Source organism: Azospirillum sp. TSH100, from assembly GCF_004923295.1.
Lineage (GTDB): Bacteria > Pseudomonadota > Alphaproteobacteria > Azospirillales > Azospirillaceae > Azospirillum.
The window spans coordinates 1,886,855-1,905,846 of the sequence record NZ_CP039634.1; the positions used below are offsets into that span (position 1 = coordinate 1,886,855).

The window sequence follows — 18,992 nt, forward strand, 5'->3', positions numbered from 1 at the left end:
GTGCGTAACGTCTGGGTAAGGCGGGCAGGATCGGCGGCCCTGGGCGCCGCCGCCCTGATGGGGGCGGCGCTGCTGCTCGACCGGCTGTTCCCGCCGCCGCTGGATCGACTGGCCGACCTGTCTGTGACCGTCACCGACCGCAAGGGCCAGCCGCTCCGCGTCTTCACCAACGCGGCCGGCGCGTGGCGGCTGCTGGCGACGGTGGACGATGTCTCGCCGCTGTTCGTCGAACTGCTGCTGGCCTATGAGGACCGGCGGTTCGAGAGCCATGCCGGCGTCGATCCGCTGGCCGTGCTGCGGGCGGCGGCGCAGAATCTGGGGGCGGGTCGGGTCGTTTCCGGCGCCTCCACCATCACCATGCAGGTTGCGCGCCTGCTGGAGCCGCGGCCGCGCACCCTCTCCGCCAAGCTGATCGAGGCGGCGAGGGCGGCGCAGCTGGAATGGCGCTATGGCAAGCGCGACATCCTCGGCATGTATCTGACCCTCGCCCCCTATGGCGGCAATATCGAGGGCATCCGGGCCGCTTCGCTGATGCTGCTGGGCAAATCGCCGCGGGAACTGGACGCGGCGGAGGCGGCGCTGCTGGTCTCCTTGCCGCAATCCCCCTCCCATCTGCGGCCCGACCGCTATCCTGAACGGGCACGGGCGGCGCGCGACAAGGTGCTGGACCGGGTGGCGGAGGCGAGCGCCCTGTCAGCCAAGGCAGTGGCAGAGGCGAAATCACTGCCTGTGCCGTCAACCCGCCTGCCCCTGCCGACCTCCGCCCCGCATCTCGCCGACCGTCTGCGTGGTGCCAATCCTGGCCGGGTGGAGATCGTCACGACCATCGACGGCACCCTGCAACAGGCGGTCGAGGCGCTGGGACGGCGGGCAGCGGAGACGCTGAACCCGCAGGCCGGGCTGGCGGTGCTGGTGGTCGACAACCGCGACCGCTCGGTGCTGGCCTATCTTGGCAGTCCCAATGCGCTGGACGAAACGCGGCAGGGGCCGATCGACATGGTGCGGGCGGTGCGCTCGCCGGGGTCGGCGCTAAAGCCCTTCATCTATGGGCTGGGCTTCGACGACGGCATCATCCACCCGCTGACCCAGATCGCCGACGTCTCCACCCGCTTCGGCGACTGGGCGCCGCGCAACTTCGACCGCAGCTTCACCGGCGACCTGACGGTGATGGAGGCGTTGCAGCGCTCGCTGAACGTACCGGCGGTTCTGGTGCTCGACCGTGTCGGGCCGCTGCGCTTCGCCGAGGCGTTGCGCAAGGCCGGCGCCCGGCTGGTGCTGCCCGGCCGGACGGCGCTGCCGGGGCTCCCGGTGGCGCTGGGCGGGGCGTCGATCAGCCTGTGGGATACGACGATGCTCTACAGCGGGCTGGCGCGCGACGGGTTGGTGGCGCCGCTGCGTGCCAGGCTGGATGAGGCCGTCGGCACGGAGCAGCGGCTGCTGTCGGCCACTGCGGCCCAGCAGGTGCGGGCGATCCTGGAAGGCTCCCCGCCCCCCCCAGGGGTGGTGCAGGCTCAGGAACTGCGCGGCAGCGGACCTGTGGCGCTGAAGACCGGCACCAGCTATGGCTTCCGTGATGCCTGGGCCTTCGGTGTCACCGGGCGCTATACGGTCGGCGTGTGGGTCGGTCGGCCGGATGGCACGCCCAGCCCCGACCATTACGGCCGCAACACCGCCGCTCCGCTTCTGTTCGAGGTCTTCGACCGGCTGCCGGCCGAGCGTGGCCGACCCGCCGGCCCGGTGAGGAGCGAGGCGCCGCCGGAGTTGCTGCGCCGCCTGCGGCCGGGCGAGGTGGAATTGGCCGGGCCGCGCCAGACCGACCGGCTGCGCCTGACCTTCCCGGTCAGCGACATGGTGTTGGAGGCGCTGGGGCCGGATGGCAGGGGGGAACCGATGACCCTGACGGCCAGTGGCGGGCGGCGTCCACTGTCCTGGCTGATCGACGGACGGCGGATCGCCCAGTCGCCGATCGCGCGGGAGGTGGTGTGGCGTCCGGACGGTCCGGGGGTGGTGCGGGTCACCGTGCTGGACGCCGATGGTCGCAGCGACAGCGCGACCGTGGAGATACGGTAAGGACTGGAGTCTGTTTTTCCGTGTGATCCACGCCTCAAGCGATTCCGCTTGAACCGATCACACTCTAGGAGGCGCGGCGCAGGCCGAAGGGAGCGTCGTCGCGCTGGCTCCATACCCGCGTGCGGACGCGCATCTGCTTCTGGCAATCCACCGAGCAATAGAGCGGTGCCGGCCCGCGCATGGAGGGACGAACAAAGGGGCGGCCGCAGCAGGCGCAATGCAGTTGGCGGGTCGCGATGTGCGGGGTGGCGGCCGGACGGGCGGAGGCGGACATCTCGGAAGCGGTCGGTTGGTTTCGTGTGAGCGCCAATATAGGCGCGGTGTGTTGCAGTTCCATGTTCGGGAAAACGCCTAGGGCTGAATGGGTAGAAGTCCTGCCCGACGGTTGGGGCGGTTGACCGGCTCCATCCGAAGACCTATCTGAAAAGGCTGAGAACAAGCGGGAGCGCTGCGGTGCCGATGCGCGTCGCCGACTGGATGTGGAGGCTGTGCGGGGGCACGGGGGTGTTGGTCCTCGTGATCCTTGGCCTGCTGCTGTGGTCGGACGCCGCCACCGCTGCCTGCCCGCATGACCGGCGGGCTGAGCCTGCCGCCGCCGCGGCGTACGGCATGTCCCACGCGTCGGATCCGAAGATGGCGGACGTGAATGGGATGAACCATGATCGACAAGCACCAGGGCGGACGCATCACGCGTTGCAGTCCTGCTGCGCCGGGATGGCCTGTGCCACCGTGGCGATCGGGCTGCCGAATGCGGAGGTTCTGACGCCGGTCGCGTCCACCGGGTCGCATCTGGGTTGGGCCGCCGGGCCGTTGCGTGAAGGGTTGGGTGTCAGGCCCGATCTGCCGCCGCCGCGACTGGGATGATGATCCCGCGCCGCTGAGCTTCCGCGGCACCTTCCTCCATCCTCCAAGCACCCGATCATTCGGAGTCCGTCATGACTCTTGCGCTTTCGCGCCGCCGTCTGCTGTCTACGGTGGTTGCCGGCGGCTGTGCCGCTTTGCTGCCCGCTTTTCCCCGCTCCGCCCTTGCCGCCGGTTCGGCTGCCGGCGAACCCATGCGTCTGACGGTCGACCGCCGCACGCTTGAGGTGAACGGCAAGGCGGCCAGCGTGTTCGGCATCCGCCAACCCGACGGCACCCACGGGTTGACGCTGGACCCCGGCCAGCGCTTCCTGCTCGATCTCGCCAACCGTGCGGGGGAGGATGCGGTCATTCACTGGCATGGCCAGACTCCGCCTTATGTCCAGGACGGTGTCATCGACCGGAACCGCCCGGCGATCCGCAGCGGCGAGTCCGTTCGCTACGACTTCACGCCGCGCAGTGGAACCCATTGGATGCATTCCCACCACGGGATGCAGGAACAGCTTCTGATGGCAGCCCCGCTGGTTGTCCGCCGCGCAGACGACCTGCGCGCCGACGAGCAGGAGGTAACCATCCTGCTGCACGACTTCACCTTCCGCGACCCGGCGGAGCTGCTGGCTGCGCTCGGTGCGCCGGCCGGCGGGATGGCGCATGGCGGGCACGGTCAAATGGATCACGGCTCCATTGGCCATGGTTCGATGGATCACGGTGCGATGAACCATGGCGGGATGAGCCAGGGCGGGATGAGCCACGGCCCCGGTCACGACATGGCCGGGATGTCCGGCGGCATGGCGATGGACCTGAACGACGTCGAGTACGACGCCTACCTCGCCAACGATCGCACGCTCGCCGACCCGGAGGTGGTCCGGGTGGAGCGGGGCGGGCGGGTCCGGCTGCGCGTCATCAACGGCGCCACCTCGACCGCCTTCCATCTCGACCTTGGGCGGCTGAGCGGGCAGGTCATCGCCGCCGACGGCAATCCGGTGCAGCCGGTGACGGGCAGCCGCTTCGGCATGAGCATGGGCCAGCGGCTGGACATTCGCCTGACCCTGCCGGCCGAGGGGGGCGCCTTCCCGATCCTGGCCTTGCGCGAGGGGGCGGTGCAGCGCACCGGCATCATTCTCGCCACCCCCGGTGCCGCGGTGGAGAAAATCGCAGCGACCGGCCCGGCGGCGACCGACCCGTTGGACCTGTCGCTGGAGCGGCAACTGGTTGCCAGGACTCCCCTGCCGGCGCGGCCGGCCGACCTGACGCAGCGGATCCAGCTGACCGGGTCGATGATGCCCTATGTCTGGAGTCTCGATGGGCTGACCTTCGGCACGCATCGGCCGCTGATGGTGCGCCAGGGCCAGCGGGTGGAGCTGACCTTCGAGAATGCCTCGATGATGGCGCATCCCATGCACCTGCACGGCCACCATTTCCAAGTCGTGGCCATCGACGGCCGGCCGGTGGTGGGGGCGGTACGCGACACCGTGCTGGTGCCGATGATGGGCAGCGTTACGGTCGCCTTCGACGCCGACAATCCCGGGCGCTGGCCGCTGCACTGCCACAACCTGCTGCACATGGCCACCGGGATGATGACCGAGGTTGTGTATGAGGGGTTCGTCTGAGGCGTTGGCATTGGGGGCGGACGACACCGCCCCCATCGTCTACTTCAATAATGCGGCGGCGGCCGCTCGTCCTGCGGGGAGGCGATGGCATATTCCGCCGCCTCCACCCGGTCGCGCATACGCTTCAGCTGGGCGGTCAGGCGGTCGATGGTCTGGCCCTGGGCGAAGATGACCTCCGACATCTCCTCCGCCATGCGCTCGTGATGGGCGAGACGGCTTTCGAGGTCGGCCAGACGTTGTTCAATAAGGCGTTCTTCAATAAGGCGTTGTTCGAGGGCGGGATCCATAACGGTACCGATCAGACAGGAGAAACGGGGAACGGCCCGCAAGATGGACCATTCCCGGTTCCGGGTCGAGGTGCCTTTCCGCTCATACCATCGCTGTGGTGCCGGCCAGCCAGCCGGACAGGCCGGTCAGTACCAGAACGGTCAGGCTCGCCAGCCTGAGGGTCAGCGGCGCCATCGCCAGCCCGCCCATCAGCTTGTCATTTCGCAGCAGCATCAGCATCGGGATCAGAATGAAGGGCAGGGTCAGGGCCAGAACCACCTGGCTCAGGACCAGCAGCCCGTCCACCGCCCCGTCTCCGGCGCTGCCCAGCACCGCCAACGCCGGCATCAGCGAAGCGCCGCGGGTGATCAGCGCGCGGGTGACCGGGCGCAGCCGCAGGTTCAGGAAGCCCTCCGTCACCATCTGCCCGGCCATGGTACCGGTGGTGGTGGAGCTTTGACCGGCGGCCAGCAGGGCGATGGCGAAGACCAGGGCGGCGACGCCGCCGATGCTGCTGCCCAGCAGGGCGTGTGCGTCCTCGATGCCGGGGGAGGCGCCTGCGGCGGCTCCCTGGAACGCCACGGCGGCGACCGCCAGGATGGCGCCGTTGACCAGACCGGCCAGCGCCAGGGCGGTCGACAGGTCGATGGTCAGCCAGCGGGCGGCCTGCCGGCGCTCCTCTTCGGTCCTCACCTCGGCCAGCCGGGCCTGCACCAGACCGGAATGCAGGAACAGATTGTGCGGCATGACGGTGGCACCGATGATGCCCAGCGACAGGTACAGCATCTCCGGATTCCGGGCCAGTTCGACGCTCGGCATCAGGCCGGCCAGCAGGGCGGCGGGGTTGGGGCGGGCAATCACCAGCTCCCAGGAGAAGCACACCACCACCACGCTCATCAGCGCGCCGACCACCAGTTCGGGGGCGCGGCCACGGGCACCGGGCAGGGCCAGGATGCCGAAGGTCAGCACGGCGGAGATCACCACGCCGGCCATGATCGGAATGCCGAACAGCAGCTTCAGCGCGATGGCGCTGCCCAGCAGCTCGGCCAGATCGGTGGCGATCATCGCCAGTTCCGACACCACCCACACCAGCATCGCCACTGGCCGCGGGAAGCGCTGGCGGATCAGCCGGGCCAGATCGGTGCCAGTCGCCAGCGTCAGCCGGACGATCAGCCCTTGCAGGAAGATGCCGGCCAGACTGGCGATCAGCACTGCCGACAGCAGGGCGAAGCCGAAGCTGGAGCCGGCCGCGATGTCCGTCGCCCAGTTGCCCGGATCCATGTAGCCGACCGCCACCACGAAACCGGGGCCGAGCATGGTCCAGAACCGGCGTCCCGCCACTGGGCTGTGGGCGGTGGCAGGGGTATGGACGGTGTCGGCGATGGTGGGGGATGCGGTCTTCACGCCGGTTGCTCCTGAACGGGACGGCCAGAGGCTTGGCCGCAGATGCAACAATGGCAGAGCCTTTCGATAGCGTCCAATCGATGTTTCTGAACACATCAATAGGCGACAGCTATCAATGTAAGGGTTCTGCCGAAGCAGGTCCAGTTCAGAACAGCGTGGCTCTCACGTCGTTCGCAGCGCAGCAGTGCCATGCGGACGAATTTCGCCGGGAACCAATCCCACCTGCCTCAGCGGCGACGTGGGCCGAAGCGCTTGCGGGGCGCGCCGCGGAACCCGGCGGCGGGCGGAGGCTCGCGGCGGCGGGCACGCGAGGCCAGCGCTTCCGACAGGCGCAGGCCGATGGCGTCGCGGGCGCTGCGCACCCGGTCGCGGTCGGGCAGGGTGTTGGGGAATTTGCGCGAGGCCCAGAAATAGAGGTCGCAGGCCCGCGAGGCCGCCTCCAGCACATCGGCGGCCAGCCCGTCGAACCGTGCCGGGATCAGGCGGGCGAGCGGCAGCCTCTCTCCCGATTCCACCGCGTCGAGGATGGCGGCGAAGACCTTGGCGTCCTCCGCATCCTCCAGATCGGCAGGGGCGAGCAGCAGGTCAAGCCTGGCGGACAGGGGCAGCCGGCGGGCGTCGAGCATCGGCGCGGCGCGGCGCAGCGCCGACAGGTCGGCCAGCCGGAAGGGGGAACCGGCGGTGGCCGCGCTGCCGAAGCACTCCACCAGCAATCGGGTCTCGTCGCTGTCGATGTGGCTGGCGAGGCGGGCCAGCATGGCGCGGGACGGGCGGACGGGCAGGGGTGCGTCGCTGCGCAGCCGACGGTCGGGCGCCTCCAGCAGACGCTTCAGCGCGGCGGGGGTGCCGCGGGCGATGACGCCGAAATGGCCCTCCTCGAACTGGCCGAAGCGGCCGGCGCGGCCGGCGATCTGCTTCACCTCCGTCGCGGTCAGCGGGCGGACGCTGCTGCCGTCGAACTTCTCCAGCGCGGTGAACAGCACGCGCCGGCAAGGCAGGTTCAGCCCCATGCCGATGGCGTCGGTCGCCACCACCACGTCGGCCTCGCCGGACAGGAAGCGCGCCGCCTCGCGCCGCCGCACCGCCGGGGCCAGCGCGCCGTAGATGGCGGCGACCGACAGACCCTGGGCCAGCAGCGTGTCGCGGACGCTGTGAACCTCGCGGCGGGAGAAGGCGATCAGGGCGTCGCCGTGCTCGACCTCCGCCCACTCCAGCCGGCGATCGAGCATCGACAGCGGGGTCTTGCGGTCAAGCTCGACGACTTCCAGCGCTTCGCCGAGATGGGCGGCGGCTCGTTCGACCAGCGGCCGAACCTCGGGAGCGCCGAGGATGTAGACGGTCTCGGCCGGCACGCCCATCAGGGCTGCGGTCCAGGCCCAGCCGCGCGCCGGGTCGGCCAGCATCTGGATCTCGTCGATCACCGCGACCTCGACCGGACGGTCCGGGTCCATCACCTCGATGGTGGAGGCGGTGTGGCGGGCGCCGGGGGTGCGGATTTCCTCTTCGCCGGTGATGAGGGTAGTGGGGGTGCCCTCCGCGTTCAGCCGCTCCATCACCTCCAGGGCCAGCAGGCGCAACGGAGCGAGATAGACGCCGTCGCGCGCCTCGCGCAACGCGGTGATGGCGCGGTGGGTCTTGCCGGAGTTGGTCGGGCCGATCACCAGCACCAGCCGGCGGCTCATGCCGCGCGCCACCGGGAACAGCCGCTCGAAGCGGGAGAAGTCGAAATGGCGGTCGACATAGAGCCGGCCGCGCGCCTCCGCCCGGTCGCGGCGCCATTGGTCGTACTCACGGTCCCAGCGGTCGAGCAGTTCGTCGGCGTCCGTGCGGTTGCGGGCGGCCTTGCCCAGGCGCTCGGCGAGGCTGACGAAGCCCCAGTCGGGATCGTCGCCGGCCCGCTCGGCCAGATCGCGCAGCCGGGCGGCGACGCGCGACAACGCCTCGTCCAGCGCGGCGCGCAGGGCTGGGTCATGGTCCAGCCGGGCCGACAGCTCGGCATCGGACAGGTCCGACAACTCCAACGCGTCAAAGGTCCGCGAGACCTGCAGTCGGATGGCCGGGGACAGTGCGGGCCAGGGCAACTCGTCGCTGCGCACGGCGCGGACGCGGGTGCGATCCTCGCAAGAGAGAAGGGCGGTATGGCTGCTCGCCAGCGCGCGGCGGCTCTGGGCCAGCAGCGCGTCGCGGCGGTGGGCACGGTCGATGCGTCCGGTGATTTCCAGCAGGATCGCTTCGCGCCGTTCCGCCGGCACCAGCAGGTCACGCTTGCCCTTCGGCAATGGCAGGCCGAGCGGCACCAGCCCACGCGCCTCGGCGTCAGGCATCCGCAGCAGGCCGGCGGCCCCCAGCGTCGTCACCTCCGGATGGGCGACGGCGAGGTCGTGGACCAGATGGGGGTCGGCGGCCGGCGTATCGGTGTCGTCTGTCATGGCACCTGTCCGGAAGCGATGTGGTGCAGCACGATGCCGCTGGTGGTCGCCACATTCAGGGAATCGAAGCCGCCGGCCATCGGGATGCGCACACTGCGGGCGCGGGCCAGCAGTGCAGAAGGCAGGCCGGGCCCCTCAGATCCGAACAGCAGGGCGGCACGGCGGGGCGAGGGCAGGGCGGCCAGAGTCTCGGCACCGGCGGGGCTGAGCGCCACCGCCTCGAACCCGAACCGGTCGAGCAGGGCGAGCGGGTCTTCGTCCGGGGCCAGCTTGGCGGTCGGCACCAGCAGCGTGGCACCCACCGAAACACGGATGGCCTTGCGGTAGAGCGGGTCGCAACAGCCGGAATCGAGGATCACCGCGTCGGCGCCGAAGGCAGCGGCGTTGCGGAAGATGCCACCCATGTTGTCGTGGTTGCCGATGCCGAACAGCATCACGATGCGGGCAACCGGGCCGCAGGCGGCCAGCAGCTCGGCCGCGGTGGGGATGGTGGTCTTCTCCCCCACCGCCAGGATGCCGCGATGCAGGGAGAAGCCGGCGATGCGGTCCAGAACGGTCTGGGTGGCGGTGTAGACGGGCGTGTCCGCCGTCAGGCCGGCCAGCATCGGCTCCAGCGTCGACGCCCGCTTGTCGGCGATCAGCAGCGAGCGGGCGCGGTAACGGGTGGACTGGACGAGGCTGCGCACCACCACCGCCCCCTCGGCGATGAACAGACCGTCACGGCCGACGAGATCGCGCTCCCGCACGTCGCGGTACGGTTCGATGCGCGGGTCTTCCGGGTCGGTGATCGGGATGATGGTGGGCAAGGGGATAGCCGGTGCTGCCATGTTTGCGGGTGGCGGGTCAGACCAAGGCCGACAAATGGTCCTGGAGGGAGAGAATTGCCTCCGGATCTTGCCAGCCCCGCTGTTTGCCCGCCCGAATCCGCGAAGAAATATCTGCCCGTCGCGACGAGTCCCGCGCCAGGGAACAGGCGAGCGCCGCATAGTCTTCGAGATTGTCGGTCACCAGATCATCCATGCCGATCTGATGAAGAATGCCGGATGCCAGCCGGCCGCGCAGAAACCGGCCCTTGGCCGAAACCACGGGGATGTCGAAGGACAAAGCCTCCTGCGCAGTGTTGAAGCCCGAAAAGCCCGGCGGGTCCAGGTAGACGTCGAACGCGCCGAGAATCCGGTAAAACTCCTCCGGTGTCGTCCGCGGCAGGAAACGGCAATGCTCGGCCCAATCCATGCCATGCTTGGAAAATGCCGCGGCCAGGCGCGACTGAAACACCGCGGTCAGAACGGGAGAGGGATCCTCGAAGAAGATCAGGCGGCAGGGTGCCGCGCCCTGCGCGATCCGTGGAAACAGCCAGTCATGGTCCGGAAGATATTTGTATAGGGAGTGGATGCAGGCGAACAGCGCCGTTTCCGGCGCCTCGTTCAGCCACTCGCGTCCATGGGGAACGATTCCCTGCGTTTCCAGGCTGTAGGAGGTGCCGAGATGGGCGATCCGCACCAGCCTCTCCCGGTAATGCGCCTGAGCATCGGCCGGCTCCATCGCATCCGCGCTGAGGAAGACGTCGAGAGTCGGCAAGCCCGTCGTGATCGGATGGCCCCAGCTGGCGCACTGCACGGGCGCCAGCCGCAGGGCGGACAGCCGATGGCTCAACTGGCCGATCGGGCCATCGGGATAGATCAGGATGTCGGCGGCGGTGGAGACGATCACCTTGGTCATGCCGTGAATGTTCGGTTCGGCCGTCACGATCCGATCGAAGGCGGAGCGTGCGATCTTGGCGTCGTCGGTCTCGTCCCTGGCCGCCGGGACGCCGATCACCTCGAAGCGCTTGCGGTCGAGACCATGAACCCAACCGGCAACCAGCCCCTTCCAGACGGGGTGCCGGCGGCGGAAGAACTCCGATACGATCGCGACCCGGATCCGACCGTTCCGGCGTGCCGGTGCCCTGGGGGCCGGTTTGGCGATCCGCGCCTGTCCGGCCGCGCTTACCTTGGACATGAGGTCGCCCTGGCGGGCCAGCAAGCCCGTCACGTCGGTCTCGCCATAGGCCAGCAGGAAGGTCTCCGGACTGTCCATCTGGTCGAACGCAATGGCCAGTTCTTCCGGGGAAGCGTCTGCGTAATGCGCCGTCAGATCGTTCAGACAGGTTTCATAGGCCGCCAGCGCCGCCTGCGCTTCCGCCTTGCCGGCCGGAACCGTCGGCATCAGGTTCCGGCGGATGTCATGCCGGACCGCGTCGGATCGCGGTGCCAGAAGAGCTGCCCGGTCATAGGCGCGCCCCGCCTCGTCGCGTCGATAGTCCATGGCGAGCGCTTTGCCGGTCTGGCGCCAGAACTCCGCTTCGGCCGGGTCGATGGCAAGGCAGGAGCGCAGGACCCTCCCGGCGCATTCGCCGTTCTCGGCATTCAGATGCAGGGTCGCCAGCGCCGTGCGTGCCGGCATCATCATCGGATCGGCGGCCAGCGCCGCGGTGAAGGACGAAGCCGCCTCCTGATGGCGTCCCGCCATCGCCAGGGAGTTGCCGAGATTGACCAGGGTGGGCGCGTGGTTGGGGCGCAGCCTGTCGGCCTGTTCCAAGGCGGTGATGGCTTCCGGCAGAAGCCCGCTCTCCTTCAGGAACACGCCGAAGGCGCTGAACGCGGCTGCGAAGTCTGGAAACAGCCTTACCAGACGGCGAAGCACCGGCAGGGCCTCTCCGGTGCGTCCGGTCTGACCGAGCAGAAGGGCAAAATTGTAGGTGACATCTGGATGATCCGGAAAGGATTTGCGGATCGCCCGGTACAGCATCTCCGCCTCGGAATGGTTCCCGGCTCGATGCAAGTCCAATGCGTGGGCGAAAGCCCTCTCCGCGTCCTGCTTGGCTATTCTCATCACCACGGTTCCAATCCGGATCTTTCCCGTCGGATCAATAGCAAAGTGGTGGGTCGAACTCCATCTTGCCGTTTCCCCATGGGACGCCGGATCCACTGTGCCGGGTGGCGTGTGGGTATGGATGCCTTGCCGGTGGTCAAGCCAATGCTCATATTGCATTGCAGCATGAAATGGCGAGGACGTGCCGACCATGACCATGATCCACAGGATGTGGAACCGGGTTCGCGGAACGCTGGGGACCAGCCGTTCGGCCGGGGTGCCGGACGAACCCGGACCTCAACCGATGCTGGCCCTGCCGCCGCCGAGACCGATGCTGGCGCTTGCGTTGCAGGGTGGTGGGGCACATGGCGCCTTCACCTGGGGTGTGCTCGACCGGTTGCTGGAGGAGGACATCCGGGTGGTCGGGGTCAGCGGTGCCAGCGCCGGGGCGATGAACGCCACCATGCTGGTGCAGGGCTGGGCGCGGGGTGGTCGCGCCGGGGCAAGGGAGGGGGCGCGGGCGGAACTGGCGAATTTCTGGGAGCAGGTCAGCGCCGCCGGACGGCTGGGGCCGATCCGGCCGAGCGTGACCGACCGGCTGCTCGGCCGCTGGAACGTCGACCATGCGCCTGGAACCCATCTGGTGGATTGGGCGCGGCGCTGGGTCAGTCCCTATCGCACGCAGTCGGCGGACTTCCATCCGCTGCGCGGGCTGCTGGCCGAGATGGTGGAGCCGGAGCTGATCCGGCGGAGCGGTCTGCGGCTGTTCGTCAGCGCCAGCAATGTACGCACAGGAGCCCTGAGGCTGTTCGACGAGGCGGAACTGGAGGTCGACCATCTGCTGGCCTCCGCCTGCCTGCCGACCCTGTTCCGGGCGGTGCGGATCGATGGGCAGGATTACTGGGATGGTGGCTATCTCGCCAATCCGCCGTTGTCGCCGCTGGCGGAGGCCTGTCCTGGTGCCGACCTGCTGGTGGTGGCGATAAACCCGTTCACCTGTGCCGTCACGCCGGAGGAACCCGCCGGCATCGCCGCCCGTCTGAACCAGATCACCTTCAACGCCGCCCTGTTGCAGGAGATGCGCTGCCTGTCCGCCCGCAGCGACGCGCCGCGCCTGCACCTGATCGGCGCCGACGAGCATTTGCAGGATCTGGGGCTCTATTCGAAGCTGATGACCGATTGGGGCTTCCTGAACTGGCTGCGCGATGCTGGACGGGAGGCGGCGGAACGCTGGGTGGAAGAGAATTTGCGCTCCGTCGGTGTCGAGAGTTCGGTGCGGACGCCGGCCCTGGCCTGACGCTCACTCCGCCGCTTGCTGCCGGGTGTCGGGATCGCCGTGGGCGAACCAGCGCTTCATGCGGCGCGACAACCCGTCGAGATAGGTCAGCGCCACTGGTACCACCAGCAGTGTCAGGATGGTTGAGGACAGCAGGCCGCCGATCACCGCATGGGCCATCGGTGCGCGCTGCTGCGCCCCTTCGCCGATGCCGAGCGCCAGCGGGATCATGCCGAAGATCATGGCGGCGGTGGTCATGACGATGGGGCGCAGGCGGATGATTCCGGCCTCCACCAGCGCATCATGCAGGTTGGCGCCGCGCTTGCGCGCCTGGTTGGCGAAATCGACCAGCAGAATGGCGTTCTTGGTCACCAGCCCCATCAGCATGATGAAGCCGATGGCACTGAAGATGTTCAGCGTCGATCCAGCCACCAGCAGGCCGAGGAACACGCCGACCAGCGACAGCGGCAGCGAGGCCATGATCGCGAGCGGTTGCAGGAAGCTGCCGAACTGCGAGGCGAGGATCAGGTAGATCAGGATGACGGCGAGCGCCAGCGCCTGGGCGGCATAGCCGCTGGTCTCCGCGATGTCCTTGGTCGAGCCGCCGAAGACGATGCGGTATCCCGGCGGCAACTCGATCTTTGCCAGCGTCGCCTGCAACTCGCGGCCGGCGTCGCCGGCGGCCCGGCCCTGGACGTTGGCCTGGACATTCACCTCGCGCTGAAGGTCGCGCCGGTTGATCTGCGAAGCACCGAGCGTCGTCGTCACCTCCGCCACCTGCGACAGCGGGATCATGCGCGGTGTGCCGTTGGCGTCGACCCCGCCGGAGAAATGGATGCGGTCGAGGTCGGCGCGGCCGGCGCGGTCGCCTTCCGGTAGGCGGACCAGCACGTCGTAGCTCTCGCCGTCCGGCGCCTTCCAGCTCGACACCGTATCACCGGCGAACAGCGGGCGCAGCGTGTCTGCCACCTTGGCGGTGCCGATGCCGAGGTCGCTGGCGAGGTCGCGTTCCAGCCGGACGGCCAGGGTCGGCTTGGCCGCCTTCAGCGTGCTGTCGACATCGACGAAGCCGGGGATGGCGCGCATGGCGCCGATGACCGTCTGCGACAGCCGGTCGAGTTCGGTGATGTCGCGGCCCTGGACCGAAACCTGGATCTGCTTCTGCACGCCGCCGACGCCGGGGATGGCGATGCCGATGGTGACGCCGGGGATCGCCGACAGGCGCTGGCGCAGCAGCGGAGCAAGGTCGTTGGGCGAACGCTTACGCTGGTCGATGGGGGTGTAGCGCAGATAGATGCTGCCGCGGTTGTGGCCGATCGACACCCCGGTGTTGACGGTGCTGTAGGTGTAGGCGATCTCCGGAAACTCGCGGATCGCCGCCTCCACTTGGCGGGTCTTGGCGGTGGTGGTGGCGAGCGAGGAACCGACGGGGGTCTCCACCTCGATGATCTGCTCGCCGAGGTCGGCGGCGGGGACGAACTCCACGCCGATGCGCGGCACCAGGAGGAAGCTGCCGAAGAAGATCGCCAGCGCCGCGACCACCACCACCCAGCGCCGGCGCAGGCCCCAGCGCAGCAGCCGGCCATAGCCGTGCGAGAGCGCATCGAAGCCGCGCCCGAACCAGGCCGCGAAGTGGCCGAAGATCGAGCGGCTGTGGCGGCCATGGGCGGCGGGGTCGTACCAGATGCTGGACAGCATCGGGTCGAGCGTGAAGGACACGAACAGCGAGATCAGCACCGCCGCCGATACGGTGATGCCGAATTGCAGGAAGAAGCGGCCGATGATGCCGCCCATGAAGGCGACCGGCAGGAAGACCGCGACGATGGTCAGGGTGGTCGCCAGCACCGCCAGCCCGATCTCCGCCGTGCCGTCCAGTGCCGCCTGACGGTGGCCCTGGCCGCGGGCGAGATGGCGCATGATGTTCTCGCGCACCACGATGGCGTCGTCGATCAGGATGCCGATGGCGAGCGAAAGCGCCATCAGCGTCATCATGTTCAGCGTGAAGCCCATCGCCGCCAGCATGCCGAAGGTGCCGAGCACAGCGACCGGCAGGGTCAGCGCGGTGATGACCGTGCTGCGCCAGGAGCCCAAAAAGACCATGACGATCAGGATGGTCAGGATGCCGCCTTCGACCAGCGTTTCCTGCACGTTGCTGAGCGAGTTGGTGATGCCTCGCGAGCTGTCGCGCACCACCGCCAGCGTCACGTCCGGCGGCAGCGAGCCGTTGGTCCGCAGATCCTCGATCGCCCGATGCAGGCCGCGCGCGACCTCCACTGTGTTGGCGCCCTGAACCTTCACCACATCGACCGCCAGCGCCGGGTTGCCATTCAGCAATGCCGCCGAGTCCTGCTCCTCCTGCCCGTCGATCACCTCGGCGACCTGGGAGAGGCGTACCGGGCTGTTGCCGCGCCGGGCGACGATCAGGTCCAACAGGTCGCGCGGGTTGCGCACGCGGCCCTCCACCTGGACCACGCGCTCCCGTCCCTGGCCGGTGACGGTGCCGGCGGGCACGTCCTGGTTCTCGTTCGTGACGGTGGCGATCACCTCGTCCACGCCGACGTTGAGTGCCTCCAGCTTTTCCGGCTTCAGGCGGACCAGGATCTGCCGCTTCACCCCGCCGGCGATGGTGGCCTTGCCGACGCCGCGGACATTCTGCAGGCGCTTCAGGATGATCTGGTCGGTGAGCGTGGTGAGGTCGCGCAAGGACCGCAGGTCGGAGGTGACGGCGATGGACAGGATCGGCTGGTCGTCCGGGTTGAAGCGGGTGATCTGCGGATCCTTCACCTCGTCGCGGAAACCGGCGCGGATGGCCGAGACCTTCTCGCGCACGTCCTGCAACGCCTGGACCGACGAGGTCTTCAGCTCGAACTCGGCGATCACCACCGACTGGCCCTCGTAGGAGCGCGAGGTCAGCGTCTTGATGCCGGCGATGGTGTTGATCGCATCCTCGACCGGCCGGGTGATGTCGGTCTCCACCGTCTCCGGGCTGGCGCCGGGATAGGCGGTGCTGACCACCACCACCGGGAAATCGACGTCGGGAAACAGGTCGACGCCCAGCCGGTTGTAGGAAAAGAGGCCGAGCACCATCAGCGCCACCATCATCATGGTGGCGAAGACCGGGTTGTCGACGCTGATGCGGGTGATCGGCATGGGAGCGGATCCGGGTCAGGTGCCGGCAGTCGAGACGGCGCGGCCGGCGGTCAGGCCGGGCAAATTGCCGGTGACGACGCGGTCGCCCGGCGCCAGCCCCTCCACCTGCACCAGATCGCCGCGTGCCCACAGCGCCACCCGCGTCACCGGACGCCGAACGGTGCGGCCGTCGGCGATCAGCAGCACGAAGTCGCCCTGGTCGTCATGGCGGACGGCGACCGGCGGCACGGCGATGGCGCTCGGCGCCTGCGCCACCCGAACCTCGCCGCTGGCGAACATGCCGCCGCGCAGCGCACCGTCCTTGTTGTCGATGGTCACATAGACGGGGATGGCGCGCGATCCCGCCCGCGCCATCGGGTTGATGCGGGCGACGCGGCCGGCGAACTCCCGATCGCCGAAGCCCTCGACCCGCAGGGCGGCGGTCTGGCCGACGGCGAGACGGGCCACCTGCTCCGCCGGGACCGTTGCCTCGACCTCCACCCGCGACAGGTCGACGATGGTGAACAGGGCGGCATTCACCGCGAGATTTTCTCCCGGGTTGACGGAGCGGGTGGCGACCATGCCGTCTATCGGGCTGACCACCACCGCGTCACGCAACGCCTTGCGCGCCAGCTCCACCTGCGCCGCCAGCGCATCGACCTGGGCACGTTGGAAGCCGAAGCTGCTTTCGGCCTGATCCAGGCTGGTGTCGGAAACGATGTTGCTGCGGTTCAGCGTGCGGTTCTTGGTCAGCGTCTTTTCGGCCAGCACCAGTTGGGCGCGGGCACCCTCCAGGTTGGCCTGCTTCTCGTTCAGGCGGGCGGTCAGTTCCACCGTGTCGAAGCGGGCGAGCACATCGCCGCGGCGCACCGCCTGACCCTCGCGCACCAGAACCTCGGCCAGTCTGGCAGCGACCTCCGCCTTCAGCGCCGACTGCTCCATCGGCGAAACGGAGCCGCTGAGCCGCACCGTTTCCGTCAGCGCGCGCGGAGCGACGGCGGTGACCTCCACAGCCGTCAATTCGATCGGACGCTCCGCCGCAGAAATGGCCGAAGCGGCGGAGGGAGCCGTAGGGCCACGGGTGTGCCACAGGACAAAGCCACCACCGGCCACCAGCAGCGCCAGAAGGAGCATAAGCAGGCGGCCGAACCATCGCCGCGGGTGGAGCAGGGGCGCGGGATCATCCTGCTGCGAGGGCAGCGGCTGTACCGGCTCGGCCGGCTGGGGGGCCGGAGGGAAAGTCCGTTGTGGGGCGGTCATGATCGTCGATCCGGTTCGGCCGGCCCTGCGCGATCGGAAGGGCATCGGTTGAGGGCGTGGCCGGCGCTCTCCATTAGGGGGGGCGTGGATGTTCCGTCAAGGTTCCCGGTGTCGCGCTTTGTGACGGCGGGATGATGGTCAGATGGGCAGCGAGGATTGGCATAGGGACATTTGCCGAAAATCCTAATTGCCGACCTCTTCACAAGAGATAAATCGGGCAATTTTAAGGCATCTTCGGGACAGGAATCAGCAAACGGCCGTGATGTCGCTTGACAGACGTGGCCTATACATTGAAAAGCGATCCATCTCTTGTCCCGCCTGCGCCAACTGCACGGAAATTCCCTCGTGGTCAAACGGAACCTCGCGACGATCCACGCCGCCGGTGCAATGCTGTGCCTGGCTCTCAGTCTGGCCGGCTGCGCCTCCGAAGCGCCGCAGGTGCAGACGGCTCCGCCGGTCGAAGCCGCCTATGTCCCTGACCCGAATGATCCGCTGTCCCGCTGGGTCCCGCATATCCGCGAGGCCTCCCAGAAATACGACATGCCGGAGAAATGGATCCGCGCGGTGATGATGCGCGAGAGCAATGGCCGGGCGACGACCAGCAGCGGCAAGGTGCTCACCAGCTCCGCCGGGGCCATCGGCCTGATGCAGGTTATGCCCGGAACCTACGAGTTGATGCGGTCGCAATATGGTCTCGGCCCCAACCCGGCTGACCCGCATGACAACATCATGGCCGGTACCGCCTATCTGCGCGAGATGTACGACCTGTTCGGGGCGCCCGGTTTCCTGGCCGCCTACAATTGCGGTCCGGCCTGCTATGCCCAGCATCTGGCCGGCAAGCAGCGTCTGCCGCGCGAAACGAAGATGTATCTGGCGGCCCTGACGCCGGTCCTGCGCGGTTCCGCTCCGCGTGAACCGTCGCAGGCGGCAGGCGCCTCGGCGATCGAGATCGCGGTGGTGCCGGACGACGCACCGAAGCCGCGCACCGGACAGCCGGCTGCTCCGGCACCCCAGCGGTCGGAACCAGCGCCGGTGGTCGTGGCTTCCGCCGCGCCGGAAACCCGTACGCCCGAATCCCGCGCCCCGGACTCCCGCGCCCCGGACTCCCGCGCTGTCGAACCACGGCGGATGGAGCCGCGTCCGGCCGAGCCGAAGGCCGCCGGACCGGCTCCCGCCGCGGCTCCGGTGGTCGTGGCGTCGCTGCCTGAACCCGCCCCGACGCCAACTCCGGCCCCGGCACCGGCTGTCGCTCCCGCCAAGCCGATTCAGGTCGCCAGTCTCGAACCGCCGGCGACCACGCATCGCGTCAACCCGCAATTCACCACCCAGGTCGCCGAGGCGCTGCTTCCTCCGCAGTCGGTCGGCAAGGGCGAGCGCGTGGTGATGCGCTTCGTTTCCCAGCGCGCGGACGGCTGCGGCAGCCTCGCCGGCCGTGACCGCGCCTGCGTCACGTTGGCCGACGCACGGTAATTGAGCGAAGGCGGTTGGTGCCAGCCGACCGCCTTCCATCACTCCAGCTTGAACCGAACTATTTTCTGCGCTCCTGCGGTCCGATTTGATCCGCATCACTTACGGATCGCTTCGCCACTGGCATAATGGTGAGATGGACCGGTTCGAACACACATCCAGCCCATATCCGCCCTGTGCCTGTTGCGGGGAAGAGGTTCTGCTCGGCGAGCCCATGTACTGGACGCCGGAACGGCCGGGCTATGTCTGGCACGACCTCTGTGCGCAGAGGGAGGGGCTCCTGCCGCTCAGCCCCAAGCCGGCCCGCGGCAAACGCCGCAAATCCAAGACGCAGACGGTGGAGTCGCTGTTCTGAGCGGCAGCCGAACG

At 68.7% G+C, this 18,992-nt stretch carries 14 protein-coding genes; 6 read left to right on the forward strand and 8 right to left on the reverse strand.

Annotation, left to right across the window (positions count from 1 at the left end):
- Positions 1-2,070, forward strand: coding sequence for a penicillin-binding protein 1C (pbpC, locus tag E6C72_RS08985; protein ID WP_247875783.1), 2,070 nt, complete (start codon positions 1-3; stop codon positions 2,068-2,070).
- Positions 2,071-2,134: 64 nt separating this feature from the next.
- Here pbpC and E6C72_RS08990 read toward each other — a convergent pair whose 3' ends face one another.
- Positions 2,135-2,344, reverse strand: a complete 210-nt coding sequence (locus tag E6C72_RS08990; RefSeq protein ID WP_109086525.1) for a hypothetical protein — start codon at positions 2,342-2,344, stop codon at positions 2,135-2,137.
- Between the two features lie 185 nt (positions 2,345-2,529).
- Here E6C72_RS08990 and E6C72_RS08995 point away from each other — a divergent pair, with 185 nt between their 5' ends.
- Complete coding sequence (locus E6C72_RS08995) at positions 2,530-2,934, forward strand: hypothetical protein (RefSeq protein ID WP_109086526.1); 405 nt, start codon at positions 2,530-2,532, stop codon at positions 2,932-2,934.
- Positions 2,935-3,005: 71 nt separating this feature from the next.
- The gene (locus tag E6C72_RS09000) at positions 3,006-4,541 is read left to right on the forward strand and encodes a multicopper oxidase family protein (protein ID WP_109086527.1); all 1,536 of its coding nucleotides are present in this window, start codon (positions 3,006-3,008) and stop codon (positions 4,539-4,541) included.
- A gap of 44 nt (positions 4,542-4,585) precedes the next feature.
- On the opposite strand, the gene E6C72_RS09005 is transcribed toward E6C72_RS09000, so the two are convergent.
- The 5 genes from E6C72_RS09005 to E6C72_RS09025 form a co-directional block, all read right to left on the reverse strand.
- Positions 4,586-4,828 carry a SlyX family protein gene (locus E6C72_RS09005; protein WP_109086528.1) on the reverse strand — a complete coding sequence of 81 codons (243 nt, stop codon included), beginning with the start codon at positions 4,826-4,828 and terminating at the stop codon, positions 4,586-4,588.
- Between the two features lie 82 nt (positions 4,829-4,910).
- Complete coding sequence (locus tag E6C72_RS09010; RefSeq protein WP_109086529.1) at positions 4,911-6,212, reverse strand: Nramp family divalent metal transporter; 1,302 nt, start codon at positions 6,210-6,212, stop codon at positions 4,911-4,913.
- A 227-nt stretch (positions 6,213-6,439) separates the two neighbouring features.
- Complete coding sequence (locus E6C72_RS09015) at positions 6,440-8,641, reverse strand: helicase-related protein (RefSeq protein ID WP_109086530.1); 2,202 nt, start codon at positions 8,639-8,641, stop codon at positions 6,440-6,442.
- The gene (locus tag E6C72_RS09020) at positions 8,638-9,447 is read right to left on the reverse strand and encodes an RNA methyltransferase (RefSeq protein ID WP_109086531.1); all 810 of its coding nucleotides are present in this window, start codon (positions 9,445-9,447) and stop codon (positions 8,638-8,640) included. The genes E6C72_RS09015 and E6C72_RS09020 overlap by 4 nt, the downstream gene beginning before the upstream one ends.
- 37 nt (positions 9,448-9,484) lie before the next feature.
- Positions 9,485-11,704: a glycosyltransferase family 41 protein gene (locus E6C72_RS09025; RefSeq protein WP_169055141.1), complete on the reverse strand. Its 2,220-nt coding sequence runs from the start codon at positions 11,702-11,704 to the stop codon at positions 9,485-9,487.
- Here E6C72_RS09025 and E6C72_RS09030 point away from each other — a divergent pair.
- Positions 11,703-12,788, forward strand: a complete 1,086-nt coding sequence (locus tag E6C72_RS09030; RefSeq protein ID WP_109086533.1) for a patatin-like phospholipase family protein — start codon at positions 11,703-11,705, stop codon at positions 12,786-12,788. The two genes, E6C72_RS09025 and E6C72_RS09030, sit on opposite strands and share 2 nt — an antisense overlap.
- A gap of 3 nt (positions 12,789-12,791) precedes the next feature.
- On the opposite strand, the gene E6C72_RS09035 is transcribed toward E6C72_RS09030, so the two are convergent.
- Positions 12,792-15,917, reverse strand: a complete 3,126-nt coding sequence (locus tag E6C72_RS09035) for an efflux RND transporter permease subunit (RefSeq protein WP_109086534.1) — start codon at positions 15,915-15,917, stop codon at positions 12,792-12,794.
- A gap of 15 nt (positions 15,918-15,932) precedes the next feature.
- Positions 15,933-17,156: an efflux RND transporter periplasmic adaptor subunit gene (locus E6C72_RS09040; RefSeq protein ID WP_109086535.1), complete on the reverse strand. Its 1,224-nt coding sequence runs from the start codon at positions 17,154-17,156 to the stop codon at positions 15,933-15,935.
- Positions 17,157-17,501: 345 nt separating this feature from the next.
- Here E6C72_RS09040 and E6C72_RS09045 point away from each other — a divergent pair, with 345 nt between their 5' ends.
- A complete protein-coding gene (locus E6C72_RS09045; RefSeq protein ID WP_247875784.1) occupies positions 17,502-18,626 on the forward strand; it encodes a lytic transglycosylase domain-containing protein in 1,125 nt (374 codons plus the stop codon).
- A 211-nt stretch (positions 18,627-18,837) separates the two neighbouring features.
- A complete protein-coding gene (locus tag E6C72_RS31730) occupies positions 18,838-18,978 on the forward strand; it encodes a hypothetical protein (protein ID WP_169055142.1) in 141 nt (46 codons plus the stop codon).
- Positions 18,979-18,992 lie beyond the last annotated feature (14 nt).